23 protein-coding genes, 1 tRNA gene and 1 pseudogene are annotated in these 22755 nt (G+C 51.9%); 24 read left to right on the plus strand and 1 reads right to left on the minus strand.

Annotated elements, in window-relative coordinates; genetic code table 11:
- The first annotated feature begins 35 nt into the window (after window positions 1–35).
- The 24 genes from JQU52_RS06265 to JQU52_RS06380 all read left to right on the plus strand — a co-directional run bounded on the left by JQU52_RS06265 (window position 36) and on the right by JQU52_RS06380 (window position 21807).
- Window positions 36–3251 carry a pilus assembly protein gene (locus JQU52_RS06265; RefSeq protein WP_230340276.1) on the plus strand — a complete coding sequence of 1072 codons (3216 nt, stop codon included), beginning with the start codon at window positions 36–38 and terminating at the stop codon, window positions 3249–3251.
- 342 nt (window positions 3252–3593) lie between these two features.
- On the plus strand, window positions 3594–4727 hold the full coding sequence (gene carA, locus JQU52_RS06270; RefSeq protein WP_230340277.1) for a glutamine-hydrolyzing carbamoyl-phosphate synthase small subunit: 1134 nt from the start codon (window positions 3594–3596) through the stop codon (window positions 4725–4727).
- A gap of 92 nt (window positions 4728–4819) precedes the next feature.
- A complete protein-coding gene (gene leuE / locus JQU52_RS06275; protein WP_230340278.1) occupies window positions 4820–5470 on the plus strand; it encodes a leucine efflux protein LeuE in 651 nt (216 codons plus the stop codon).
- 147 nt (window positions 5471–5617) lie between these two features.
- Window positions 5618–7096 (plus strand): alpha/beta hydrolase, encoded by a 1479-nt coding sequence (locus JQU52_RS06280; protein WP_230340279.1) that lies wholly within the window; start codon window positions 5618–5620, stop codon window positions 7094–7096.
- 73 nt (window positions 7097–7169) lie between these two features.
- Window positions 7170–10379, plus strand: a complete 3210-nt coding sequence (gene carB / locus JQU52_RS06285; RefSeq protein WP_230340280.1) for a carbamoyl-phosphate synthase large subunit — start codon at window positions 7170–7172, stop codon at window positions 10377–10379.
- A gap of 287 nt (window positions 10380–10666) precedes the next feature.
- The gene (locus JQU52_RS06290) at window positions 10667–11419 is read left to right on the plus strand and encodes a Nif3-like dinuclear metal center hexameric protein (RefSeq protein WP_230340281.1); all 753 of its coding nucleotides are present in this window, start codon (window positions 10667–10669) and stop codon (window positions 11417–11419) included.
- Window positions 11420–11539: 120 nt separating this feature from the next.
- Entirely contained in the window at window positions 11540–12124 is a 585-nt protein-coding gene (gene petA / locus JQU52_RS06295) for a ubiquinol-cytochrome c reductase iron-sulfur subunit (RefSeq protein ID WP_230340282.1), read from the plus strand.
- Between the two features lie 12 nt (window positions 12125–12136).
- Window positions 12137–13483, plus strand: a complete 1347-nt coding sequence (locus JQU52_RS06300) for a cytochrome b (protein WP_230340283.1) — start codon at window positions 12137–12139, stop codon at window positions 13481–13483.
- A 14-nt stretch (window positions 13484–13497) separates the two neighbouring features.
- Window positions 13498–14286, plus strand: coding sequence for a cytochrome c1 (locus JQU52_RS06305; RefSeq protein ID WP_230340284.1), 789 nt, complete (start codon window positions 13498–13500; stop codon window positions 14284–14286).
- 177 nt (window positions 14287–14463) lie between these two features.
- Window positions 14464–15069, plus strand: a complete 606-nt coding sequence (locus JQU52_RS06310; RefSeq protein ID WP_230340285.1) for a glutathione S-transferase N-terminal domain-containing protein — start codon at window positions 14464–14466, stop codon at window positions 15067–15069.
- 97 nt (window positions 15070–15166) lie between these two features.
- Window positions 15167–15643, plus strand: coding sequence for a ClpXP protease specificity-enhancing factor (locus JQU52_RS06315; protein WP_230340286.1), 477 nt, complete (start codon window positions 15167–15169; stop codon window positions 15641–15643).
- A 121-nt stretch (window positions 15644–15764) separates the two neighbouring features.
- Window positions 15765–16283 (plus strand): hypothetical protein, encoded by a 519-nt coding sequence (locus tag JQU52_RS06320; protein ID WP_230340287.1) that lies wholly within the window; start codon window positions 15765–15767, stop codon window positions 16281–16283.
- Between the two features lie 263 nt (window positions 16284–16546).
- On the plus strand, window positions 16547–17020 hold the full coding sequence (locus tag JQU52_RS06325; protein WP_230340111.1) for a single-stranded DNA-binding protein: 474 nt from the start codon (window positions 16547–16549) through the stop codon (window positions 17018–17020).
- A gap of 9 nt (window positions 17021–17029) precedes the next feature.
- Window positions 17030–17545 carry a hypothetical protein gene (locus JQU52_RS06330; protein ID WP_230340288.1) on the plus strand — a complete coding sequence of 172 codons (516 nt, stop codon included), beginning with the start codon at window positions 17030–17032 and terminating at the stop codon, window positions 17543–17545.
- Window positions 17535–17933 (plus strand): transglycosylase SLT domain-containing protein, encoded by a 399-nt coding sequence (locus JQU52_RS06335; RefSeq protein WP_230340534.1) that lies wholly within the window; start codon window positions 17535–17537, stop codon window positions 17931–17933. Before JQU52_RS06330 ends, JQU52_RS06335 begins: the two co-directional genes overlap by 11 nt.
- A gap of 165 nt (window positions 17934–18098) precedes the next feature.
- Window positions 18099–18332, plus strand: coding sequence for a hypothetical protein (locus JQU52_RS06340; RefSeq protein ID WP_230340289.1), 234 nt, complete (start codon window positions 18099–18101; stop codon window positions 18330–18332).
- Between the two features lie 208 nt (window positions 18333–18540).
- Window positions 18541–18852 (plus strand): TrbC/VirB2 family protein, encoded by a 312-nt coding sequence (locus tag JQU52_RS06345; protein ID WP_230340114.1) that lies wholly within the window; start codon window positions 18541–18543, stop codon window positions 18850–18852.
- Window positions 18853–18861: 9 nt separating this feature from the next.
- Entirely contained in the window at window positions 18862–19056 is a 195-nt protein-coding gene (locus tag JQU52_RS06350; RefSeq protein WP_230340290.1) for a hypothetical protein, read from the plus strand.
- A 146-nt stretch (window positions 19057–19202) separates the two neighbouring features.
- Complete coding sequence (locus tag JQU52_RS06355; RefSeq protein ID WP_230340291.1) at window positions 19203–19424, plus strand: hypothetical protein; 222 nt, start codon at window positions 19203–19205, stop codon at window positions 19422–19424.
- Between the two features lie 24 nt (window positions 19425–19448).
- On the plus strand, window positions 19449–20522 hold the full coding sequence (locus JQU52_RS06360; protein ID WP_230340292.1) for a VirB4 family type IV secretion/conjugal transfer ATPase: 1074 nt from the start codon (window positions 19449–19451) through the stop codon (window positions 20520–20522).
- Entirely contained in the window at window positions 20497–20967 is a 471-nt protein-coding gene (locus tag JQU52_RS06365; protein ID WP_230340293.1) for a hypothetical protein, read from the plus strand. The genes JQU52_RS06360 and JQU52_RS06365 overlap by 26 nt, the downstream gene beginning before the upstream one ends.
- 137 nt (window positions 20968–21104) lie before the next feature.
- Window positions 21105–21344 carry a type II toxin-antitoxin system ParD family antitoxin gene (locus JQU52_RS06370; protein ID WP_230340294.1) on the plus strand — a complete coding sequence of 80 codons (240 nt, stop codon included), beginning with the start codon at window positions 21105–21107 and terminating at the stop codon, window positions 21342–21344.
- Window positions 21337–21624, plus strand: coding sequence for a type II toxin-antitoxin system RelE/ParE family toxin (locus JQU52_RS06375; protein ID WP_230340295.1), 288 nt, complete (start codon window positions 21337–21339; stop codon window positions 21622–21624). The genes JQU52_RS06370 and JQU52_RS06375 overlap by 8 nt, the downstream gene beginning before the upstream one ends.
- Window positions 21625–21701: 77 nt before the next feature.
- Window positions 21702–21807 (plus strand) — tRNA-OTHER (locus tag JQU52_RS06380).
- Window positions 21808–22223: 416 nt separating this feature from the next.
- On the opposite strand, the pseudogene JQU52_RS06385 reads toward JQU52_RS06380, so the two are convergent.
- Window positions 22224–22724: pseudogene (locus JQU52_RS06385) on the minus strand (transposase); the annotation flags it as partial.
- Window positions 22725–22755 lie beyond the last annotated feature (31 nt).

The raw sequence follows: 22755 nt of genomic DNA on the forward strand, positions 1-22755 counted from the left end.
TTGTTGCACCCATTGGCGAACCGAAAGAAAAAGTTTTGCGCGACACGTTCTTGGACTTGTTGCAAGATGAGAAACTTACCCAGAAACAGCGCTGGGGTTTGAGTTTTTTAAACAATGATAACGGAACAATCAAACAAGACAGTGTTGATGATGACTCTTCTACAGCGGCTGTTGCGGTAAATGATTTATCTGACTCAACGCATCTGGGCAGTTTGAGCAATTCGATTCGAGGTTTTTCGGTAACAGGCGGAACGCCGACAACTCAGCGCTACTACGAGGTCAGTAGTGCGTTAAGGCAAAGAACAGGCGTGTTTGAAAATGCCATCCAGTACCGTTGTCAACCCAATTTTATTGTCTTGTTGACTGACGGTGTTACTAACGGGCAACCCTTCGCAGTCTCTAATGACCCGTTTGTCACTAATTACCGCTTGCCTAACGGTATCAATTACAGCCAATGGAGTAGTAGGTGGTTTGAGGGATCGGGCTGGACGGGGAGTTGGACTGGTAATCAGAATAAAGATGATGGCTTGGCATTTTTGAGTGAAAATTTGGCCACCAACGATATTCTCACCGGTGGCAGCGACAAGGAGGGCATTTCTTGGGATGATTCCACTCATTTGGATTTCCAGAAACAAACCATTAAGACCTTAACTGTGGCCTTTGGGCGAGATGTGGTCAGCAGTGCCACTGCCAAAGCCTATCTGGAGAATGGTGCCAGCTATATGAGCAAGCTTCAAAGGCGCGGCTATTTTGAAGCGGAGGATAAGGCAGCATTAAAAAGAGCACTGCAAACGGCACTGGATTTGGCCGGTGGTAATGAAGGCTATGCCTCGGTGGCTCCAGCGGTGGTAGCCAGCCAGGTTCCGCAAACTGCCATTGTTGCAACGCTGAATACCAAAAACTGGAGTAGTGAGCTGCATTTTTTGAAATTGAAGCGGGAGGGTGACAAATCTGTTGTGGTTTACAAAACTGACACCAATGGCCAGCCGGTTTTGGATGGTAACAACCGACCTGTACCCGACTATGTTTTGCCCAGTTACGGAAGCTTAACCAATAATGCAAGTAGCAGTGGTTCTACTCGGCGCGTGGTGGTTACCACGCCTAGTACTGCCCCACATTTTTTGACAGCGGCAGATGCACCGGCGGCATTGTTTGGGCTGGATGAGCAGTTAAAGCTGGATACACTGGCCGCAAAACAATCGTATATCGACTGGCTAATACGCAACAGCAGCAAAACCGATACGCAAATCAACAGCAAGCTGCGGGAGCGTAGTTTGAAAAACGAAGCAGACAGAAAACCGTCGGATCCTGACCGCCAGATGGGTGATATCACCGGTGGCTCAATATTGCTGTTGGATGATGATGTGGGCGGCCGGGTAGCTGGCGATAGCCGCCCTAAATTTCTGATTACGGGTGCAAACGACGGTATGTTGCATGTATATCGAACCACAGCGTATACGGACAGAAACACTAATCCCTATGAATTAAAATTCAATTACTTGCCGGGCAGCGCGCGCCGCCAACTTGCGGATGATACGGCATGGGCAAGAGTGGGTGATACGGCTAATCCGGATTATGGTAAAAACGAATATCATCCGCATCATTATTTGATGAACGGTGGTATTTCCTATATCCGTACCAGTAGGGAAAATTGCCCGATTAAGGAAGGCGCGGGGTGTACATACGGTTCAGGTCAGCTGATTGTGGTCGGGGCGCTGGGTCAAGGCGGTAAAGGTGTTTATGGTCTTAATCTTGGTGGACGAAGCCATGTTGACAATGCCGTAATCGGTTTGTCGCAAGACAATCAGGATCAATGGCTCAATGTACCCGCGTGGGAGAGTGCTTCCAATCAGTTTGGTGCCAATAAGGCAGATTCGAATAATTACACACAAAGCATGATGTTGGGTTATACGGTAGGCAAACCGGTGATTGCACCGCTGGCAACAAAGCGGGATCAGGATGGCAAGGCGATAGTGGATGCCGATAATCCCAAGCGTTATGCTGCGTTTGTTGCTAATGGATATTATGGTGCAGACAGCTCGCCAACACTGTATGTATATGATGCCGCCGGTATTTCATCATGGCGGGATTTATCAGGATCCCCGGGAAGCAACGCGGCCAAAGCATCGGCAAGTGCCAATAATGCGGGGAAACTGATCCGTAAAATCTCGGTTGGTGGCTCTAACTCGGCTTTAGGGCGCAATGGGCTCTCTTCTCCGGCCGTGGTTGATTTGGATATGAATGGTTCTGTAGATTTGGTCTATGCAGGCGACTACCACGGAAATATGTACCGTTTTGATTTAAGGCACCCGGATCCGTCAAGTTGGACGGTAAGCCGCATTTATGCCGGTTCATCAGATCAGCCGATTACGGCAGCGCCTTCTGTTTACCGAAAAAATAACTCGAATAAACTGGTTGTGGCATTTGGTACGGGAAGTGATTTATATACTGATGATTTATATGAAGTAAAAAATAATGTTTCTGGAGATCCGGTTAAAGTCGCCAACACCAAAAATCAGGCTTTTTATGGTATTTTTGATACGGTTTCCGAAGAGAGCAATCTTTTGGCGCCCTTGGCAGCCAAAGAAGTGCAATTTCAAAATCGAGATACCCAATTAACCAAACAAGCAATTACAGAAGACAATAAGTCTTTAACACTTGAAGGTGAGGCAAAAACAGTCAGGATTTTAACTAATAATAAGGTTCCTGAAACGGGAAACGGTAGTATGGGTTGGTATGTGCAGTTGTCCACTAATACAGGGGAGCGTGTAACAGTTCAGCCTGAAGTTATTGCGAATAGTGTATTTTTTACCACTCGTCAATATACTTTTAAAGATGAAGGTAAGGTTTGTTCGATTGAAAGCAGTAGTGGTTCCGGTTGGGTTTGGGGTGTTAACGCAGAAACAGGTGGTAATCTGAGTGCATATACGGCCAATTTCAATCCGTTAACGGATCGGAGGCGAGATGGTGCTATTTATTTCTCTGCATATGCTGTCGAGGGTATTCCGTCTGCAACCAACTTTTTGGCAAATAACTCAGCATCGTTAATTCCTAACATATATCAAGTATCAGGTCAAGTGAAAGATGGCGAGGAAAAACCTATTCCGCCAGAGTTGATTTGTCGGCGAGGAAGTGGTGGTGCTGGTGAACTGATGTATACGACGTCTACGGGTAAATGGGAATCTACTGGAATAGCTTGTCCTCTTACCAATACCGGCGTTAAACGCCTTTCCTGGCGAGAAATCTTCTAATCAGTATTAACCTGTCATACCAAGGCTGCCTGAAACTTTTAGCTTCGCAGAAGCTTCATTTTCAGGCAGCCTTTTCTTTTGGCTTCTGCCTTGCCAGTGGTGGGGATATTCAGTAAAATGCACTGCTTCTATGGCATGGTTGCCATGTCAAAAAGCACGTAACACAGCGGCCTTGGGCGTTGTGGGGCGTGTTTTTTTTTAGCCTGATTTTGGCATTTGCTGCGGTAAAGCAAGTGCTTGTGATTCCATACTATGATTTCAGATGTGCGCCCAGATAAAGTGGGGTTCGGCTGTGGCCGGTTTGAGCGTGCATGCCAATATTCAATCAACAGGATTAAAACAATGACAACAAGCGCGATTTTGGTTTTGGCGGATGGCAGTGTGTTTCACGGCAGTGCCATTGGTGCTGCGGGCACGGCGGTGGGGGAGGTGGTGTTTAACACCGCCATCACCGGCTATCAGGAAATCCTTACCGATCCCTCTTATGCCCGCCAAATGGTAACGCTCACTTACCCGCATATCGGTAATACCGGTGTAAATGAAGAAGATGCGGAAAGCGGCCAGATTTATGCGGCCGGCTTGATTATTCGCGATTTACCCTTGCAACACAGTAATTTCCGCGCCAGCGAAAGCTTGGGCGACTATTTGCAGCGCCATCAAACGGTGGCGATTGCCGATATTGATACCCGCCGCCTCACCCGTTTGCTGCGCGATAAAGGTGCACAGGCGGGCTGTATTATGAGCGGCGCCGATGCCACGGAGGAAAAGGCGCTGGCGTTGGCACAGGAATTTGGCAGCATGGCGGGCAAGGATTTGGCGCAAGAAGTTACCTGCGCCCAGCCGTATGAGTTTACCCAAGGCGAGTGGCGCTTGGGTGTCGGTTTCAGGCAGCCTGAAAGCCAGCCTTACCATGTGGTGGCTTATGATTTTGGCGTGAAAACCAATATTTTGCGTATGCTGGCCGAGCGCGGCTGCCGCATTACGGTGGTGCCGGCCAAAACGACAGCGCAAGAAGTATTGGCATTGCAGCCGGACGGCGTATTTTTGTCGAACGGCCCCGGCGATCCGGAGCCGTGTGATTATGCCATCGCCGCGGTAAAAGAATTGCTGGCCAGCCAAAAACCGCTGTTCGGCATTTGCTTGGGGCACCAGTTATTGGGGCTGGCGGTGGGCGGAAAAACCCGCAAAATGGCCTTTGGCCATCACGGTGCCAACCATCCGGTACAGGATTTGGCCAGTGGCCGGGTGATGATTACCAGTCAAAACCACGGCTTTGAGGTGGATGCTGCCAGCTTGCCGGAGCATGTGCGCATTACCCACAAATCGCTGTTCGACGGCTCTTTGCAAGGCATCGAGCTGACCAACCAAGCGGCATTTTCATTCCAAGGCCACCCCGAAGCCAGCCCCGGCCCGCACGATGTGGCGTATTTGTTCGACAAGTTTATCAACAGCATGCAAGCGGCCAAGGCTGCCTGAAGAATGGGTTTATGCCGGATACGGCTATCCGGCGATTATTTGTAGCATAAAACCTATGCTGCCTGAAAACCAAGGCTGCCTGAAAGCGCACCATGTTCGGCATTACCGATTTAAGCACCTATATCATTGGCACCATTGCCATTATTTTGCTGCCCGGCCCCAATTCCATGTATTGCCTGGCCATGGCGGGGCAGCATGGAATAAAAACCGGCTATCGCGTGGTGGCGGGTATTTTGTTGGGCGATGGCGTGCTGATGTTGGCCACGGCATTGGGTGCGGGTGCTGTACTCAAAGCGGTGCCGGAGCTGTTTCATACCGTAAAGCTGGTTGGCGGGCTGTATCTGGCCTATATCGGCTGGGGCTTATTGCGCGGGGCGGTGCAAAAATGGCTGGCGCGGCAGCCGCAAGCGGTGGCGGCCACAGCGCAGGCGGCTTCTGCGCCTAAGCATGTGTTTAAACGCGCCTTATTGCTGAGCCTCACTAACCCCAAAGCGATTTTGTTTTTGCTGTCGTTTTTTGTGCAATTTGTGAACCCGGCCTACGCCCACCCGCTGCTGAGTTTTTTGGTGTTGGCGCTGATTTTGCAAATCACCAGTTTTGCTTATTTAAGCATGTTGGTGTTTTCTGGCAGCCGCTTGGCGGCGGCGTTTCGGCGCCAGCGTCGGGTTTCTGCGGCGGGCATGGGCACGGTGGGGCTGTTGTTTATCGGCTTTGCGGTTAAATTATGGCTGGCCGAGCTTTAAATATGGGTTTCAGGTAGCCTAAGGGCTTGTTGACAATTTTTCTGGATTTACGCGTGGATGCAAACCAAGATATTTTTGTTGGTGGGCAAGTAATCGCGGTGGGCGAGGGCGTGTTTAGGCTGCCTGAAGCCTCACAATAAAGTGAATATGAAAACCAACACAAAATCGAACGTAAAACCCGCCGTAGCTGCCTGTTTACTGGCATTTTTAGCGCTAGGTGTATTACCAATTGCCAACGCCGCACCCACAGCAGGCGACGTAAACTGGCAAAGCTGCCGCGCAGCGGCGTTTAAAGGCTGGTTCAGCAAACAAGCGCCGGCGGCGCCCGGGTTGGAGTGTGCTGTGTTATCGGTGCCCTTGTCTTACCAGCCGCAAGAAGCTGCCCATCAGCGCGAAGTGAAGCTGGCGCTCACCCGCCAGCGTGCCAAAAACAGCCAAGGTGCAATGCTGCTGATTGCCGGCGGGCCGGGGCAGGCGGGGATTAACCCGGCTGTGGCCAACAGCGCCGCCACGCGGCAATTGTTGCGCGAATACGATATTATCGGCTACTCACCGCGCGGCGTAGCGCCTTCGTTGCCCACCATTGCCTGCCCGATGCCAGAAGAAAGTAAAACAACACCCGATAGCCAAACCTATGTAGCCAGTTGTGTTAACCATATGGGTGAGGACACACTCAAATACATGAGCACGCGCGATGCAGTGGAAGATGTGGAATCCATCCGCCGTGCGCTGGGCATAGACCGCTGGAATTTGGTGAGCTACTCCTACGGCACCAAAGTGGCCGCGCTGTATGCCCAGCGCTATCCCGCCCATGTGCGCAGCGCCGTATTGGATGGCGTGGTGGATTTGGCTGAAGACTTAACCACGCAGCGGTTCACCCAAGAGCAGGGCTATCAAGATACCTTTGAACACTTTGCCGCCTGGTGTGCGCAAAATCAGCGCCATTGCCCGCTGGCCGCCGAGCCGGAAGCCGCCAACCAGCGTATGCACGCCTTACTGGCCAAGCTGAATGAGCACCCGCTCACCGATAAACAAGGCGAAGCCATCGACAGCGATGCCTTAATCGGGCTGATGAGCACCGAAATGCTGTGGCAGGAAGGCTGGCCGGATTTGGCCAAAACCATGCGCGACTTACAGCAAGGCCGCACCGGCAGCTACAACCGCCTGAAATACCAAGCGCCCGCAGGCGAACACGAAGACGATGCGCTCACCGTTATCAATTGCGCCGATGCCGCTTTGCAACTGCAGCGCGAACAGGAATTGCAGCGCCTGCGTAAAATCGACGCCGCCTCCCGCTTTGATAACTACCGCGCCAAAAGCGATGAAGAATTGCTGGAGCCTTGCTCCTATTGGCCGCATCCCGGCACCGATGTAGCGCATACCCCCAAACCCGATCCGCGCCTGCCCAAACTGCTGTTTGTGGCGCAAACCCACGACGGCACCACGCCCTACCGCAATGCCCAAGCCATGGCCAAAGCCTTTGGCGGCCACCTGCTCACCCGCGAAGGCAAAGGCCATTCCTTGGCCTTGTTTGGCCTAAGTGCTTGCGTAGATAAACAAGTTTCGGAATACATTATTGATCCATATGGATTTGTTGAGACGAAGCTTTGTGATGGAAAAGAATAAGGAAGCGGCGATATTTTCAGGCAGCCTGAAACCGATAAAATTGAAATTGAAATAACCCGAAGCGAGAGAAAAAATGCCCAAACGTACCGACCTAAAATCCATCCTGATCATCGGCGCCGGCCCTATTGTGATCGGCCAAGCCTGTGAATTCGACTATTCCGGCGCGCAGGCTTGTAAGGCTTTGCGCGAAGAAGGCTATAAAGTCATCCTCGTCAATTCCAACCCCGCCACGATTATGACCGACCCCGATATGGCCGATGTGACCTATATCGAGCCGATTATGTGGCAAACGGTGGAAAAGATTATCGCCAAAGAGCGCCCCGATGCCATTTTGCCCACCATGGGCGGGCAAACGGCGCTCAATTGTGCGCTCGATTTGGCTAAACACGGCGTGTTGGCGAAATACGATGTGGAGCTGATTGGCGCCACGGAAGATGCGATTGATAAAGCCGAAGACCGCGGCCGCTTTAAAGAAGCAATGGCCAAAATCGGCCTGCACACGCCGCAGTCGTTTGTGTGCCACACCATGGAAGAATCGTTGGCGGCGCAGGCCGAAGTAGGCTTTCCCACGCTGATTCGCCCCTCGTTTACCATGGGCGGCTCCGGCGGCGGTATTGCTTATAATAAAGACGAATTTCTGGCCATTTGCGAGCGCGGTTTCGATGCGTCGCCCACGCATGAATTGCTGATTGAGCAATCGGTGTTGGGCTGGAAAGAGTATGAGATGGAAGTGGTGCGCGACCGCAACGATAATTGCATCATCATCTGCTCGATTGAAAACTTCGACCCGATGGGCGTGCACACGGGCGACTCCATCACCGTAGCCCCCGCACAAACACTCACCGACAAAGAATACCAAATCATGCGCAATGCCAGCTTGGCGGTGTTGCGTGAAATCGGTGTCGACACCGGCGGCTCGAATGTGCAGTTTGCGGTAAACCCGGCTAACGGCGAGATGATTGTGATTGAGATGAACCCGCGCGTGAGCCGCTCCTCCGCGCTGGCTTCTAAAGCCACCGGTTTTCCGATTGCCAAAGTGGCGGCTAAATTGGCGGTGGGCTACACGCTCAATGAATTGCAAAACGACATCACCGGCGGGCGCACCCCGGCTTCGTTTGAGCCGAGCATTGATTATGTGGTCACCAAAATCCCGCGTTTTGCGTTTGAAAAATTCCCCGCTGCCGACGACCGCCTCACCACGCAGATGAAATCGGTGGGCGAGGTGATGGCGATGGGGCGCACCATTCAAGAATCATTCCAAAAAGCCTTGCGTGGCTTGGAAACTGGCTTGTGCGGCTTTAACCCGCTCACCCAAGACAAAAGCGTGATTCAGCGCGAGCTGGCCAACCCCGGCCCCGAGCGCATGTTGTATGTGGCCGATGCCTTTCGCGCGGGCTTTAGCGTGGCGGAGATTTTCGATATTTGCGCCATCGACCCGTGGTTTTTGGTGCAAATCGAAAACCTGGTGCAAGAAGAAGCGGCAGTGGCTTCAGGCAGCCTTGATGATTTGGATTACGCCCGCCTGCGCACCTTAAAACGCAAAGGCTTTGCCGACCAACGCTTGGCGCAATTGCTGGGGCTGCCTGAAAAAACCTTGCGCGACCACCGCCATGCCTTGCAACTGCATCCGGTATACAAGCGCGTAGATACCTGTGCGGCCGAGTTTGCTTCCGATACCGCTTATCTGTATTCAACATACGAAGAAGAATGCGAAGCGCGCCCCAGCGAGCGCAAAAAAGTGATGATTTTGGGCGGCGGCCCCAACCGCATCGGCCAAGGCATCGAGTTTGATTATTGTTGCGTGCACGCCGCTTTGGCGCTGCGCGAATCGGGCTTTGAAACCATTATGGTGAATTGCAATCCCGAAACCGTGTCCACCGATTTCGACACTTCCGACCGCCTTTATTTCGAGCCGCTCACCTTGGAAGACGTGCTGGAAATCGTGCGCGTAGAAAACCCCTACGGCGTGATTGTGCATTACGGCGGCCAAACCCCGCTCAAGCTGGCCAATGATTTGGTGGCCTGCGGGGTGAACATTATCGGCACTTCTGCCGATTCGATTGACGCCGCCGAAGACCGCGAGCGCTTCCAAAAAGTGCTGCACGATTTGGGTTTGAAGCAGCCGCCTAACCGCACCGCGCGCGCCGAAGACGAAGCGCTGCTGTTGGCCGAAGAAATCGGCTATCCGCTGGTGGTGCGCCCGTCTTACGTATTGGGTGGTCGCGCCATGCAGGTGGTGCATTCGGCCGATGATTTGCGCACCTATATGCGCGAAGCGGTGCAGGTGTCGAACGACAGCCCGGTGCTGCTTGATTTCTTCTTAAACAATGCCATTGAAGTGGATGTGGATTGCGTGTCCGACGGCAAAGAAGTGGTGATTGGCGGCATTATGCAGCACGTGGAGCAGGCCGGTATTCACTCCGGCGACTCCGGCTGCTCGTTGCCGCCGTATTCGCTCAGCGCTGAAGTGCAAGACGAAATCCGCCGCCAAACCAAGGCGATGGCCTATGCGCTGAATGTGGTGGGGCTGATGAATGTGCAGTTTGCGGTGCAAGACGGTGTGGTGTATGTGCTGGAAGTCAACCCGCGTGCCAGCCGCACCGTGCCGTTTGTGTCCAAAGCTACCAGCGTGCCGCTGGCCAAAATCGGCGCCCGCGCCATGGCAGGGATTTCTTTGGCCGAGCAAAATTTCAGCACCGAAGTGGTGCCGGACTTCTATGCGGTGAAAGAAGCGGTGTTCCCGTTTATCAAATTCCCGGGTGTCGACACCATTCTGGGCCCGGAAATGCGCTCCACCGGCGAAGTGATGGGTGTGGGCGAAACCTTTTCCGAAGCCTATTTAAAAGCCCAATTGGGTGCGGGCGAGCGTATGCCTGCGGTGGGCAAGGTGTTTATCGCCGTGCGCAATGAAGACAAACCGAATGTGGTAAAAACCGTGCAAAATTTCCAATCGCTCGGCTACGAAGTGGTGGCCACCCGCGGCACGGCGGCTTATCTTAAAGGGCAGGGCATAGAGGTTACCGTCATCAATAAAGTGCTCGAAGGCCGCCCGCATATTGTGGATGCGATTAAAAACGGCGAAATCGCCTTGGTGGTTAACACCGTGAGCAACGATGCGCAATCGGTAAAAGACAGCCACAGCATCCGCCGCAGCGCCCTCACCATGCGCATCCCGCAATACACCACCGTGGCCGGTGGCGAAGCGATGAGCGAAGGCGTGAAAAGCCTGTCTTCCACCGAGGTTTACAGCGTGCAGGCATTGCATGCGCGGCTGAATGGCTGATGTGGGTTGGCGGCATTGAGTATTGAATAAAGGCTGCCTGAAAGCATGGTTTGTTTTCAGGCAGCCTCTTATGGGCAAGGATGGGCAAGGATTTATAAATTCTGAGGCTTTTGCAAGATACCGTTTACTTACGCGCTCAAAATGGTTCCGGCTTGCCATTAGCTGCGCAAGTTCACTGCGAACTGGGCACCTGCCTACGCAGGTGCGACGGATGTGGTAGTACAAAAGTTTCAGGCAGCCTTTAAGCAGTAGATAAATAGCTTCAGTAGCCAATAGAAAGATAAAACATGGTATTACGCAACGACATTATTGATTGGTGCAACCAGCAATTGGCGATAGCGCAGTTTAAAGACTATGCCCCCAACGGCTTGCAAGTAGAGGGTGCAGCGCAGGTGAACAAAATCGTGTGCGCGGTGACGGCCAGCCGTGCGGCAATTGAATTTGCCGCTGCCGAGGGCGCAGATATGCTGCTGGTGCATCACGGCCTGTTTTGGAAAAGCGAGCCGGTGGGCATTGTGGGCTGGAAGCGGCAACGCATCGCCGCTTTGCTGGCGCACAACATCAATCTGGTGGGCTATCATCTGCCATTGGATGTGCATCCGCAGTGGGGCAACAATGCCCAGCTCGCCGCCCGTTTGGGCTGGCAGGTGGAAGCCCAAACCGGCGAGCAAAATCTATTGATGTTGGGTAGGCTGCCTGAAGCGGTAACACTTACGCGTTTACAGGCCGACATTGGTGCCACGCTGGGCGCAGCACCGCTGTTAATCAGTGATAAGCCCAATCGCATGGCGCACAAAATCGCGTGGTGCAGCGGCGGGGCGCAAGGGTTTTTTCAGGCAGCGATTGATTTGGGTGTGGATGCGTTTATTACCGGTGAAGTGTCCGAAGCGCAATACCATCTGGCACACGAAACCGGGGTGGCGTTTTTGGCCGCCGGGCACCATGCCAGCGAGCGCTACGGCGTGCAGGCGCTGGCAGCGGCGGTAGAAGCACAATTTGGCCTGCCATTTGTGTTTTTTGACCAGGCAAACCCTGTTTAAAATCAAAATATGCTGTAAAACTTTACCTGATTTAAAAATAGGCTTAAGTATTGCGTCAAAATCAGTTAGAATTGCCCAGTTTAATGGCCGGTATTTCCCAAAGTTCTAGGACAAGTGACAATGGATAATCAACAAATCAATCAAGGTCGGCGCCGCTTTTTGACCTTGGCCACAGGGGCAGCCGCCGGTGCGGCGGGCGCAGGTGTGGCAACGCCGTTTATCTTGAGCTTTTTTCCTTCTGAAAAAGCCAAGGCAGCAGGCGCGCCGGTGGAAATCGACGTAAGCCGGATCGAGCCGGGGCAGCTGATTACGGCTGAGTGGCAAGGCAAGCCGATTTGGGTGTTAAACCGCACCGATGCGCAGCAAAAAGAGCTGCCCGCGCTGGATGGTGAGCTGGTTGACCCGAAATCGGAAGTGGAACACCAGCCGGCTTACGCCCAAAACGAATTGCGCTCCATCAAGCCCAATATTTTCGTTGCCATTGGTATTTGTACCCACTTGGGCTGCTCGCCCACTTTCCGCCCCGATGTGGCGCCTGCTGATTTGGGCCCGCAATGGAAGGGTGGCTTTTTCTGCCCGTGCCACGGCTCCAAGTTCGACTTGGCCGGCCGCGTGTACAAAGGGGTGCCGGCACCGACCAATTTGGTGGTTCCGCCATACAAATACCTGAGCGATGCCGTGATTTTGGTCGGCGACGATAAATAAAGGGCTTAACAAATGGCAAACCAAACTACTGAAAAAAAATCATTGCTCGGCTGGGTAGACGCCCGTTTCCCCTTGTCGAAGATGATGAAAGAGCACGTAACCGAATACTACGCGCCCAAAAACTTCAACTTCTGGTATTTCTTCGGCTCGCTGGCGATGTTGGTGCTGGTGATTCAGATTGTCAGTGGTATTTTTCTCACCATGAACTACAAACCCGATGGCACGCTCAACAGCCATCACCTGCCGGTGGCGTTTACCTCGGTGGAATACATCATGCGTGATGTGTCCGGCGGCTGGATTATCCGCTATATGCACTCCACCGGTGCTTCGATGTTCTTTGTGGTGGTGTATCTGCACATGTTCCGCGGCCTGATTTACGGCTCGTTCAAAAAACCGCGCGAATTGGTGTGGGTATTTGGCTCGTTGATTTTCTTGGCGTTGATGGCCGAAGCCTTTATGGGCTATTTGCTGCCGTGGGGGCAAATGTCGTTTTGGGGTGCGCAGGTGATTATCAACCTGTTTGCCGCCATTCCGGTGATTGGCCCTGATTTGTCGGTGTGGATTCGTGGTGACTTCAACGTGTCCGACGTTACACTGAACCGCTTTTTCGCCCTGCACGTGATTGCCGTGCCGCTGGTGTTGGTGGGCTTGGTGGCTGCGCACTTGATTGCCCTGCACGAAGTGGGCTCCAATAATCCTGATGGCGTGGAAATCAAAAAACACAAAAATGCCCAAGGCATTCCGCTGGACGGCATTCCGTTCCACCCCTACTACACCGTAAAAGACATTTTGGCCGTGGTGGTGTTTCTGATTGTGTTCTGCGCGATTATGTTCTTTGCACCCGAAGGCGGCGGCTACTTCTTAGAAGCGCCCAACTTCGACCCGGCCAACCCGATGGTAACGCCGGCGCACATTGCCCCGGTATGGTATTTCACCCCGTTCTACGCCATTTTGCGTGCCATTCCGTCGTTCTTCGGTACCCAGGTTTGGGGCGTGTTGGCGATGGGTGCGGCGGTGGTGCTGATTGCCTTGTTGCCGTGGTTGGATAAATCGCCGGTGAAATCGGTGCGTTATCGCGGCCCAATCTTCAAAACCATGCTGGTGCTGTTCATTATCGCCTTTATCGGTTTGGGTATTCTGGGTGCCTTGCCGTCTACCGGCACCCGCACCGTGGTGGCACAGATTTTGAGCTTTATTTACTTTGCCTTCTTCTTGGCCATGCCGTTTTACACCAAGATGGACAAAGACCGCACCCCGCCTGAGCGCGTGACCATGAGCACAGGCAAGCAAAAAGTAATGTTCTTTGTGTATGTGGCCATCACCGTGATTGGTGCCTACCTGTTTGCGACCATGATTTGATGAGGGCAGCGAAAATGAAAAAAACATTGAAAAACTGGTTTGCGGCCTTGTTGCTGGCTGCCCCCATGAGCGTGGCCTTGGCTGCCGGTGGCGGGCACTATCCCAAGGTAGACATCGACTTGGGCGACCAAGTGAGCCTGCAACGCGGCGCGCAGATTTTCACCAACTATTGCCTGTCTTGCCACTCGGCCAGCGGTATGCGTTTCAACCGCCTCACTGATTTGGGCCTCACCGAAGACCAAATCAAGAAAAACATGATGTTCACCACCGACAAAATCGGCGACACCATGCAGGCGGCCATGAATCCGGCCGATGCCAAGAAATGGTTTGGCGCCCCGCCGCCGGATTTGACCCTGATTGCCCGTTCACGCGGTGCTGATTACCTGTATGCCTACCTGCGCGGCTTCTATCAAGACCCCACCCGCCCCAGCGGCTGGAACAACACCGTGTTTGACAAAGTGGGCATGCCGCACCCCTTGTGGGAGCAGCAAGGCATTCGCGCCGTGGAGCTGGACGACAAAGGCCAGCCGGTATGGGTGAAAAACGAACACACTGGCCTGATGGAGCCCAAGCTGTATTGGAAGTCTACTGGCCTGCATTCGCGCACCATGCCGGATGGCAAAGTGAGCGAGGCGGAGTTCGACACTTACGCCAAAGATTTGGTGACCTATATGGTATACATGGGCGAGCCGGCGCAAATGAAGCGCAAGCAAATTGGCTACGTGGTGTTGATGTTCTTATTTGCGGTAATGCTGCCCTTGGCGTATTTCCTCAAAAAAGAATACTGGAAAGACGTGCATTAAGTTTCAGGCAGCATTCCACACAAAGGCAAAACCCTTTCGGTTTTGCCTTTTTTATTATCAAAATAAATACTTAGCTGGGTTTTCTGGCTTTAAAAAGCATAGAGGCGTATAATTGCCCAGTTTTTAATCAATCAGGCTGCCTGAAAGGTATTGGGCAGTATTGCGGAGCATTACCTTATGATGACCCTCTATTCAGGCATTACCTGCCCCTTCAGCCAACGCTGCCGTTTTGTGCTGTACGAAAAAGGCATGGACTTTGAAATCAAAGATGTCGACGTATTCAATAAACCCGAAGACTTGGCGGTGATGAACCCCTACAACCAAGTACCGGTGCTGGTGGAGCGCGACCTGATTTTGCACGAGTCCAACATCATCAACGAATATATTGATGAGCGCTTTCCCCACCCACAGCTGATGCCGGGCGACCCGGTGATGCGTGGCCGTGGCCGTTTGGTGTTGTTCCGCATGGAAAAAGAGCTGTTTTTGCATGTGCTCACCTTGGAAAACCCCGAAGTCAGCAATAAAGAGCAAACCCGCGCCAGCGAAGCCATTGCCCAAGGCCTTACCATGCTGGCACCGGCATTCGCCAAAAACAAACATATTCTGGGCGAAGACTTCTCCATGATTGATGTGGCGCTGGCACCCTTGCTGTGGCGTTTGGATCACTACGACATCAAACTGGGCAAATCGGCCGCACCGCTGCTGAAATACGCCGAGCGCCTATTCCAACGCGACTCGTTTATCGAAGCGCTTACCCCGGCCGAAAAAGCCATGCGTCGCTAAGCGCATTTCTTGCCAATCATGCGTAGGTCGGATGTAAAAAACCGACCTACGGCAATAAACCGGACAGCCGGCTTAAAAGGCTGCCTGAAAGAGCATTATGAGTGAATTAAGCACCAAGCCTTATTTATTGCGCGCCTTATACGAATGGTGCCTCGACAGCGGCCATACCCCGCATATTGCCGTGTGGGTAAACGAGCACACCCGCGTGCCGATGCAGTTTGTGCGCGACAATGAAATCGTGCTCAATATCGGTCCCAATGCCAGCCACAAGCTGGTGATCGACAATGAATGGGTGCATTTTTCCGCCCGTTTCGGCGGCGTGTCTGAAGAAGTGTGGATTCCGGTGGGGCATGTGGTGAGCTTGTTTGCGCGCGAAAGCGGCGAAGGCATGGGTTTTGAAGTGGAACCATGGGCGCCGGCCGCCACGCTCACCCTCAGCACCGAAGGCGTAACCGCCGATAGCGAGCCCGCAGCAGCACCGGCGGCGGAAACCGATACTAATACCGCACCACCATCAGCAGAAGAAACCAAGCCTAAAGGTAAAGGCAAAAAAGGGCTAAAACTGGTGAAATAAACGGCGGCGTTGGTATTAAAAAAGGCTGCCTGAAAGCGGGATAAACGTTTTCAGGTAGCCTTATTTTTGTAAATCGTGCATGCTGCGCCAAAAACGAAGGGTAATCATCATGAAACCGTAAGTGCAAGCATACCAGCCGGAGTTGGAAGTTTTGGTGGCTTTTGTTGATGGCAATATCGGCGCCGAAGTATTGGAGCAGGCTTTGCATACCGAGCGGATGCAGGCATTACTGAGTGTATTTATCAATCCTCGATATCCGGCAAGCACCAATTACTGCCGCAAATTGATAAAAGGCGCCGATAGAGATTCTTTGAGCGGGCTGGTGAATTCGGAAAGAATTGTTGCGCATTTTTTGACATTGGCAGAGGTAAGCCATATGACCAACAAACCTTACGGCCAACTGTACCAATTTATTTTGGCCATTCAGCTAGAATATCTTGATATACCGGCGGATTATTTTTTAGCGCACATACTACCCAATGAAGATGGCTTGTCGAAAACCCAGAAAATCAAAATCGCCAAACAGAAAATTAAAACTCTGTTTCGGTATTCAGAACGAGCACCGCAGTGGATTCAAGACCCGCAATGGCCTATCTACAATCAAGTGCCTTCTGGTGTTTTTGGGGCAAATCAAGATTGAGGCCACAGATTATTTTCACGATAACGGTGCCGCTTATCTGTTTTTCAATCCTATATAAAATAATTAAATATTTGATTTTAAATATATGTGATGCTTGCACATACAGCCACATACAGTATAAATCACCTACAGTTAGTCACAAATATGGCACACCGATTTTCGTAGATTTCGAATGATTGGTAGCACCAGAATGCAAATTTAAGCACCTTCGAAGGGTGTTTAAGTTTGCATTTTTATGCCCTGAATAAACATGGAGTACGCTCATGACTGTGAACAAAGTCCAACTTATCGGCCGCCTCGGGCGCGACCCGGAAGTACGCTATATGCCCAACGGCGATGCCGTATGCCATTTTTCCATTGCCACTGAAGAACAGTGGAAAGACCGTGACGGCAACCGTCAAACCCGCACCGAATGGCACAGCATCGTGTTGTACCGCAAGCTGGGCGAAATCGCCGGGCAATATTTGCGCAAAGGTGGTTTGGTTTACATTGACGGACGCATTCAGAGCCGTAAATACACCGGCAAAGACGGGGTGGAACGTACTGCGTATGAAATCATCGGTAACGAAATGAAAATGCTCGGCAGCAAGGAGCTTGGCGTGAAGGCTGCAAACCGCCCGGCTGAGGAGGCTCAACCTCAAGCTACACCGTCGGCAATGCCGCCTGTTGGTGGTCAAAGCAGTCAGCGGCCAGCCCCCGTACCTGTGGATGATATTGACGACGACATCCCGTTTTGAGCATATGAAATGAATCAAGATACAGAATTCCTATATCAGGAAACAATTGCACTGATAGGTGAAATCAGCCGCCACATGGCTCAGGGTGTTTTTCTTCTCTCGCTGAATCAACTGGAAAGAGTTTTGTACTGCGTACACATCATCGGTTATGACCATATCGATGGTGAGTCTGATAATGAACAATCCTATGTAGAAATATTTCAGCACACCCGCGATCAGCTGCAACCTGCACACCATCAACAAATCATTGCCCATGATGTGTATTTTGCCTGTAAGGCTTTAGCGGCATTGGAAACGCTGGGTTTTGGCAAATCTTTCAATCAAAAGATTAACCCGGAAGTTTTTGAAGACATACAAAACCTACTGGATGGCGAATACCCCTGTTTCCGGCTGCCTGAAGAAATCGAGCAAGCCCTCGGCGCTCAGACCAGTAAAAACGGCTTGAACCGCCTTAAAATCACCGACCGCTTACGGATGCTGCTGCACAATCTGCACCAAATCAATTCATTTGAAAGTGAACCATGAAGCCAACCATCTTCAAACTGCTGCTGCCATGCTTGGCCATCGGCATGGCCAACGCCAACCCACCGACCTTGCAAAAGCCGTTTACCAACCCGCTGCCGCTACTGCCCAGCGGGTTAATTTTAATGAACTGGCCAAAGCCTGCGCACCGGGTGTGCACCACGACACCATGCAGGCGATTGCCCGGGTGGAGAGCGGTTTCAACCCTTACGCCATCGGCGTGGTGAAAGGCGCATTGAAGCGCCAACCGCGTACCCATGCCGAAGCGGTGGCTGCTGCCAAGATGCTGCATGCCCAAGGGCGGAATTTCAGTATGGGACTGGCGCAAATCAACAAATACAACCTGCCCAAATACGGCCTGAATTATGAAACTGTGTTTCGATCCCTGTAAGAACCTGAATACCGGTGCCCAAATCCTCACCGACTGTTTCAACCGTGCCGAAGGCGGCAAGGTAAGCCAGTCAGCATTGCAAAAGCCTTCTCGTGCTATTACAGCGGCAATTTCCGCTTCGGCTTCACCCGCGACTTTGCCGGTCAGCCGTCGTATGTACAGAAAGTGGTCAACAGTGCCGCCGCCAATTCAGCCGCCACCACCGTGCGGGTGCCTGCGGTGGATGGCCGCACCCCGGTTGCCGCCGCTCCGGCCAAGGGTAAAACCGGCCGCCCGATGACCGCCACCACTAATGCCGAAGCACCGGCCACCGCCGGCGTGATTTCCACACCCGCCGCCGCCCCGGCAGTACCCGACCGAGTGCCGGAGCAATGGGATGTATTTTCAGAATTTATTTAAGCAGCTTCTTGTTACTGATAAGGGATTTTCTGTCTTTCTGAATTTCTGATTTCGTAACGTCTATGAACCTGCCGTTTTATTTTCCCGAATCTAATAAATGGCTTTATCCATTTTTAGTGTTTACCGCCATCAGGCGGTTTTTTGTATCTGCCGCCTATGTGCGGTTTTTGTTTGATGACTTGTTTTTATCACTTATTTGGAGATGTAAATGCGTACTTTAAAAAATACCCGCGACTGGGTGCAGGCATTGCTGCTGTGTTCGTTGTTGGGCTTTGCCAATATGGCATTAGCGGCCGGCTTCGATGAGGTTTCCGATATGGCCAAAACCGTCCGTACCGCTGTTTATGCGTTAGTGGGTGTGGTGGCCGGTCTGTGTTTATTGTGGCAATTCGTACAGGGCTTTGGCGGGCGCAAGACTTGGACGGATATTCTGGAGACCTCGGCATGGATTGTGGGTGCGGGTGCCGCGATTGCCTTCGCTACTTGGTTGTTTACCAAAGGCGGCTCAATGAGCTTTTAAGGATTCGATATGGCTACCCATAAAACCGAAGACATCCACACAGAGCAGATGACCTTTAACGGGCTGGCACGACAGGCAATGGTAATCGGCGTGCCTTTGCCGGCATTGGCCATCTGCGGTTTTACCGGTGTTATGGCCTCAATGGTGGCAATGCCGTTCCTAGAAGGTTCGGCATTGTTTTTCTGTTGTTACCTGCGCCGATGATTGCCTTTTACGCCATATCTGTGCCAACGATGACCAAGCATTGCGCATTATTGTGTCGGAAATGCAATGGTTTGTTCGCCGCCGCAATGCCAAGCTGTTCAATGGCACCAATACCATACTCGCCACCAAATACGGGAGACAACAAAGTGATTATCAGCGATTTTTTGAGCAAGGCGCTGAAGGGGCAGCCGGCACAGTCGGACTTTCTGCCCAAAGTCTGCCAACACGTCACCAATAACATCGTCCATTACAAATCCGGCCATGTGGGTTTCACCATCCGCATGCAGGGCTTACCTTTGATGGTGTGGACGACAAGCACCTTTTACCCAGTTTGTGTCACTGCGCCTATTGTTGGCCGGGATGGGTAAAACCCTCGGTAACCGCTTGGCGGTGTGGGGGACATTGCAGCGGCAAAAATCAATTTTGACCGCCAATACCGCTTTGATACCGCATTTTGCCAACGCTTTACCGAGAAATATTTGCAGCGTTTCCAAGAAAAAGACTATTTTGAAAACGTCTTTCACTTAAGCGTGGTGATTAAAACCGACAACATCAACAGCGGCATCAAAGAAGCGGAAGAACAAATCGCCATTTTGATGCGCATGTTGGAGCCGTATGAACCCACCTTATTGAGTGCCTATCAAAACCAAGATGGCGTGGCTTTTTCAGAAGTGTATGAGTTCTTTGGCAGCCTGATTAACGGCAGCCATCAGCAAATACCGCTGACCAATATAGATGCTTACCAAGCCATCGCCGGTGCCGATTTGCACTTTGGTACCGATGTTTGCGAAATCCGTCCACAGGCTGGCAAACGAAAGTTTGCGCAGATGTGGGATTTAAAAGACTACGGCGTCAGCAAACCGAAAATCCTCACCAATATATTGACCTTGCCGTTTGAGTTCACCTTTACCCAGAGCCTGATTTTTGTAAACCCTTACGATATGCAGGGCACCATCCGCAAACAGTTGAACAATCTGGAATCGGCCGGTGATATGGCCAAAGAGCAGATGGAAGAATTGCAGGAAGGACAAGGCAAGTTGGTTACCGGTGAACTGATGTTCGGTGATTATCATGCTGTATTGGTGGTATATGGTAAAACGGCAGAACAGGCTGCTGATAACGGTGCCCGCGCGTACTCGGCCTTCCTCAATGCCGGCGGTTACCGCTTCACCAAAGCCGGCATGTCGGCACCGGCTACCTTCTTCAGCCAAGTGCCCGGCAGCAAAGAGCGGCCACGCTCGTTTCCCAAAACCACCGCCAATCTGGCCACCACCTTCGGCATCCACAACTACTCCTACGGCAAAAAACCGGCAACCCCTTGGGTGACGGCAGTGCCGTTATGCCGCTGCAAACCGTGTCCAAAACCGTATTTGACTTCAATTGGCATTTCTCCAATCCGAAAGAAGACAACATCGGCGAAAAATTGCCGGCCATACCCTGATGTTGGGTGCCACCGGCACCGGTAAAACCACACTGCAAACCGCCATTGTGGCATTTACCGAACGCTTCAATCCCAGCCTGTTTGTGATGGATTTGGATCGGGGCATGGAAATTTTTATCCGTGCGGTGGGCGGGAATTATTTTGCACTGGAAGCCGGTAAACCCACCGGGCTGAATCCGTTCCAACTGCCGGACAATCCGGCCAATCGTGAGTTTCTGTACACCTTGGTGGGCATGTGCGGCGAAGATGAAAACGGCAAACTCACTGCCACCGAAGAAAAGCAGATTCAGGTAGCCGTAGACAGCCTGATGAGCCTGAGCTTTGAAAACCGCCATTTCAGCCATCTGCTGCAAAACATCCCCATCATTCCCGACCCCAACTCTTTGCGGGTGCGGTTGGAAAAATGGTGCCGCAGTGAAAACGGCCGTTTTGCTTGGTGTCTGGATAATCCGGTTCCTGTAGCACAGTAAGGAAAGCCCAGATTCAAGCCCATTTGTTTAAGTGGGCTTTTGTGTGGTTTTATTTGGCGTAGTATGTATATTTGGTATATATTGGTAATACTTCAGCCCATAATTTACAAGATTGCCTATATTCCAAGGAGCATTTTATGCGTAATACATCTGTATCCCTCGGACAACATTTCACCAATTTTATTGATGTCCAAGTACAAGGCGGGCGCTATGGTTCAGCCAGCGATGTTATCAGAGCCGGATTGCGCCTACTGGAAGAGCATGAATCCCGGGTAAAAGCACTGCAAGATGCCTTGGATGCAGGCTGCCAATCCGGTGAACCGGAACCATTCAACAGTGAGACATTTTTAAACCGGATGCATGCAAAGCATGGCTAAACCTTACCGATTATCGCCCTTGGCTGAAGCTGATCTTGAGGAAATTTGGCTGTACACGCTTGAAAACTGGTCGATAGAGCAGGCGGATACTTACCACAACGGGTTTGTCGCCGCATTCGAAGGGCTGGCGGCGGGTACAAAACAAGGGCGTCCCTCTGTTTTGCCTAATTTCCAAAAATATTTCTGTGGCTCGCATGTCATCTATTTTTTGGAGTATGCCGACCATTTGGACGTTATCCGCATTTTGCACCAACGACAAGATGTGGAAAGGCATTTATAATGGATTTTCTTTTATTAATTGATTGAATCAACACTGTAAAAAAGCCACTTGAACCGAAGTGGCTTTTTTATTGCACCGCAGGAATAGCTTAATTGGTAGAGCGGCGGCCGGTAGGTATCGGGGCAAAGCCTCTGGGGATACCGAACGCTGCGTGTGGCGGTTCGATGCCGTCTTCCTGCCCCAACAGAATTCAACCTTGGCTATTGATAAAGAATAGCTGTGTTGTTTCCCGAGTCTGCTCACTTTAGTGAGACGGAGCCTGTGAAGCAGCTTGATTGCTGCCTTAATTTCCGGTTTTCAGGTTAGGGTTATAGGGTTAAAAGAAAACAAGAAATCGGGCGCTGTATCTTCTGAGACAGGCTATTACGATAATCGCCCTAATTGGGCTTATTTGGCGTGGTGTGGCGGGTATCAAGTTGCCATTCAAGAATTTCAGGATATATTGGAATAGGCTTTGTCCCAAGTCTAGAGTTGTCTTTGTTCCACCATCAGCATCAGCATCAACCCAATTCCGGCCGCTTCAAAAAGAAGCGGCTTTCTTTTTGGAGATTCGAATGATTTACGGGGTATTCGGAATATCGGGTTGATGAAGCGAACTTCTACCCGGCTTCCGAAGGTGGTGGCGTGATGTTGATGGGAGGCTCCAAGAAGCGTTCCAAGAGCTTCCCTATAGGCACCCCCATGTCCACCATGGCGGGTGCCGCTCGTGCAAGGTCGGCGTCCGTAGGGACGCCATAGCTCATTGTGAAGGGCGATTCCCGGCGAGGCTTTTCCTTGCGCTTCATCCTGTGTTCAACCGAGAACAGCATCTTGGCCCGGAACATCTCGAACGACATGCTCCGTGCTGCCCGGTTGAGGTCTTTCATTTGCCGGTTCATCGACTCGGTGAAGGCGTTGGTGTTGCGCTTGCCGTCACCGAAGTAGGCGAAGATTTCCGCCTCCCAGTTGCTCATTGCCGTGGTCAGCGGTGCCCACTGAGGGCGTTCCTCCGGGGTCAGGCTTGAATGCCAGCGCCGGTACTCTTCCTTGGCGTCAGACTCGTTTTCCAGATTCCAGATGTTCAGGAACTCTTCCTTGAGGCGGTAGGCGGCGCCGAGTTGAAGCACAATTGGCCAACTTAGTATCAATCAG

The organism is Paralysiella testudinis, from assembly GCF_016894345.1.
Classification (GTDB): Bacteria; Pseudomonadota; Gammaproteobacteria; order Burkholderiales; family Neisseriaceae; genus Paralysiella; species Paralysiella testudinis.

Excerpts from the sequence above, each read along its gene's own strand:
- carA (WP_230340277.1), top strand. The coding sequence starts at position 3,594 with ATGACAACAAGCGCGATTTTGGTTTTGGCGGATGGCAGTGTGTTTCAC.
- leuE (WP_230340278.1), top strand. The coding sequence starts at position 4,820 with ATGTTCGGCATTACCGATTTAAGCACCTATATCATTGGCACCATTGCC.
- JQU52_RS06280 (WP_230340279.1), top strand. The coding sequence starts at position 5,618 with ATGAAAACCAACACAAAATCGAACGTAAAACCCGCCGTAGCTGCCTGT.
- carB (WP_230340280.1), top strand. The coding sequence starts at position 7,170 with ATGCCCAAACGTACCGACCTAAAATCCATCCTGATCATCGGCGCCGGC.
- JQU52_RS06290 (WP_230340281.1), top strand. The coding sequence starts at position 10,667 with ATGGTATTACGCAACGACATTATTGATTGGTGCAACCAGCAATTGGCG.
- petA (WP_230340282.1), top strand. The coding sequence starts at position 11,540 with ATGGATAATCAACAAATCAATCAAGGTCGGCGCCGCTTTTTGACCTTG.
- JQU52_RS06300 (WP_230340283.1), top strand. The coding sequence starts at position 12,137 with ATGGCAAACCAAACTACTGAAAAAAAATCATTGCTCGGCTGGGTAGAC.
- JQU52_RS06305 (WP_230340284.1), top strand. The coding sequence starts at position 13,498 with ATGAAAAAAACATTGAAAAACTGGTTTGCGGCCTTGTTGCTGGCTGCC.
- JQU52_RS06310 (WP_230340285.1), top strand. The coding sequence starts at position 14,464 with ATGATGACCCTCTATTCAGGCATTACCTGCCCCTTCAGCCAACGCTGC.
- JQU52_RS06315 (WP_230340286.1), top strand. The coding sequence starts at position 15,167 with ATGAGTGAATTAAGCACCAAGCCTTATTTATTGCGCGCCTTATACGAA.
- JQU52_RS06325 (WP_230340111.1), top strand. The coding sequence starts at position 16,547 with ATGACTGTGAACAAAGTCCAACTTATCGGCCGCCTCGGGCGCGACCCG.
- JQU52_RS06330 (WP_230340288.1), top strand. The coding sequence starts at position 17,030 with ATGAATCAAGATACAGAATTCCTATATCAGGAAACAATTGCACTGATA.
- JQU52_RS06345 (WP_230340114.1), top strand. The coding sequence starts at position 18,541 with ATGCGTACTTTAAAAAATACCCGCGACTGGGTGCAGGCATTGCTGCTG.
- JQU52_RS06350 (WP_230340290.1), top strand. The coding sequence starts at position 18,862 with ATGGCTACCCATAAAACCGAAGACATCCACACAGAGCAGATGACCTTT.
- JQU52_RS06365 (WP_230340293.1), top strand. The coding sequence starts at position 20,497 with ATGTTGGGTGCCACCGGCACCGGTAAAACCACACTGCAAACCGCCATT.
- JQU52_RS06370 (WP_230340294.1), top strand. The coding sequence starts at position 21,105 with ATGCGTAATACATCTGTATCCCTCGGACAACATTTCACCAATTTTATT.
- JQU52_RS06375 (WP_230340295.1), top strand. The coding sequence starts at position 21,337 with ATGGCTAAACCTTACCGATTATCGCCCTTGGCTGAAGCTGATCTTGAG.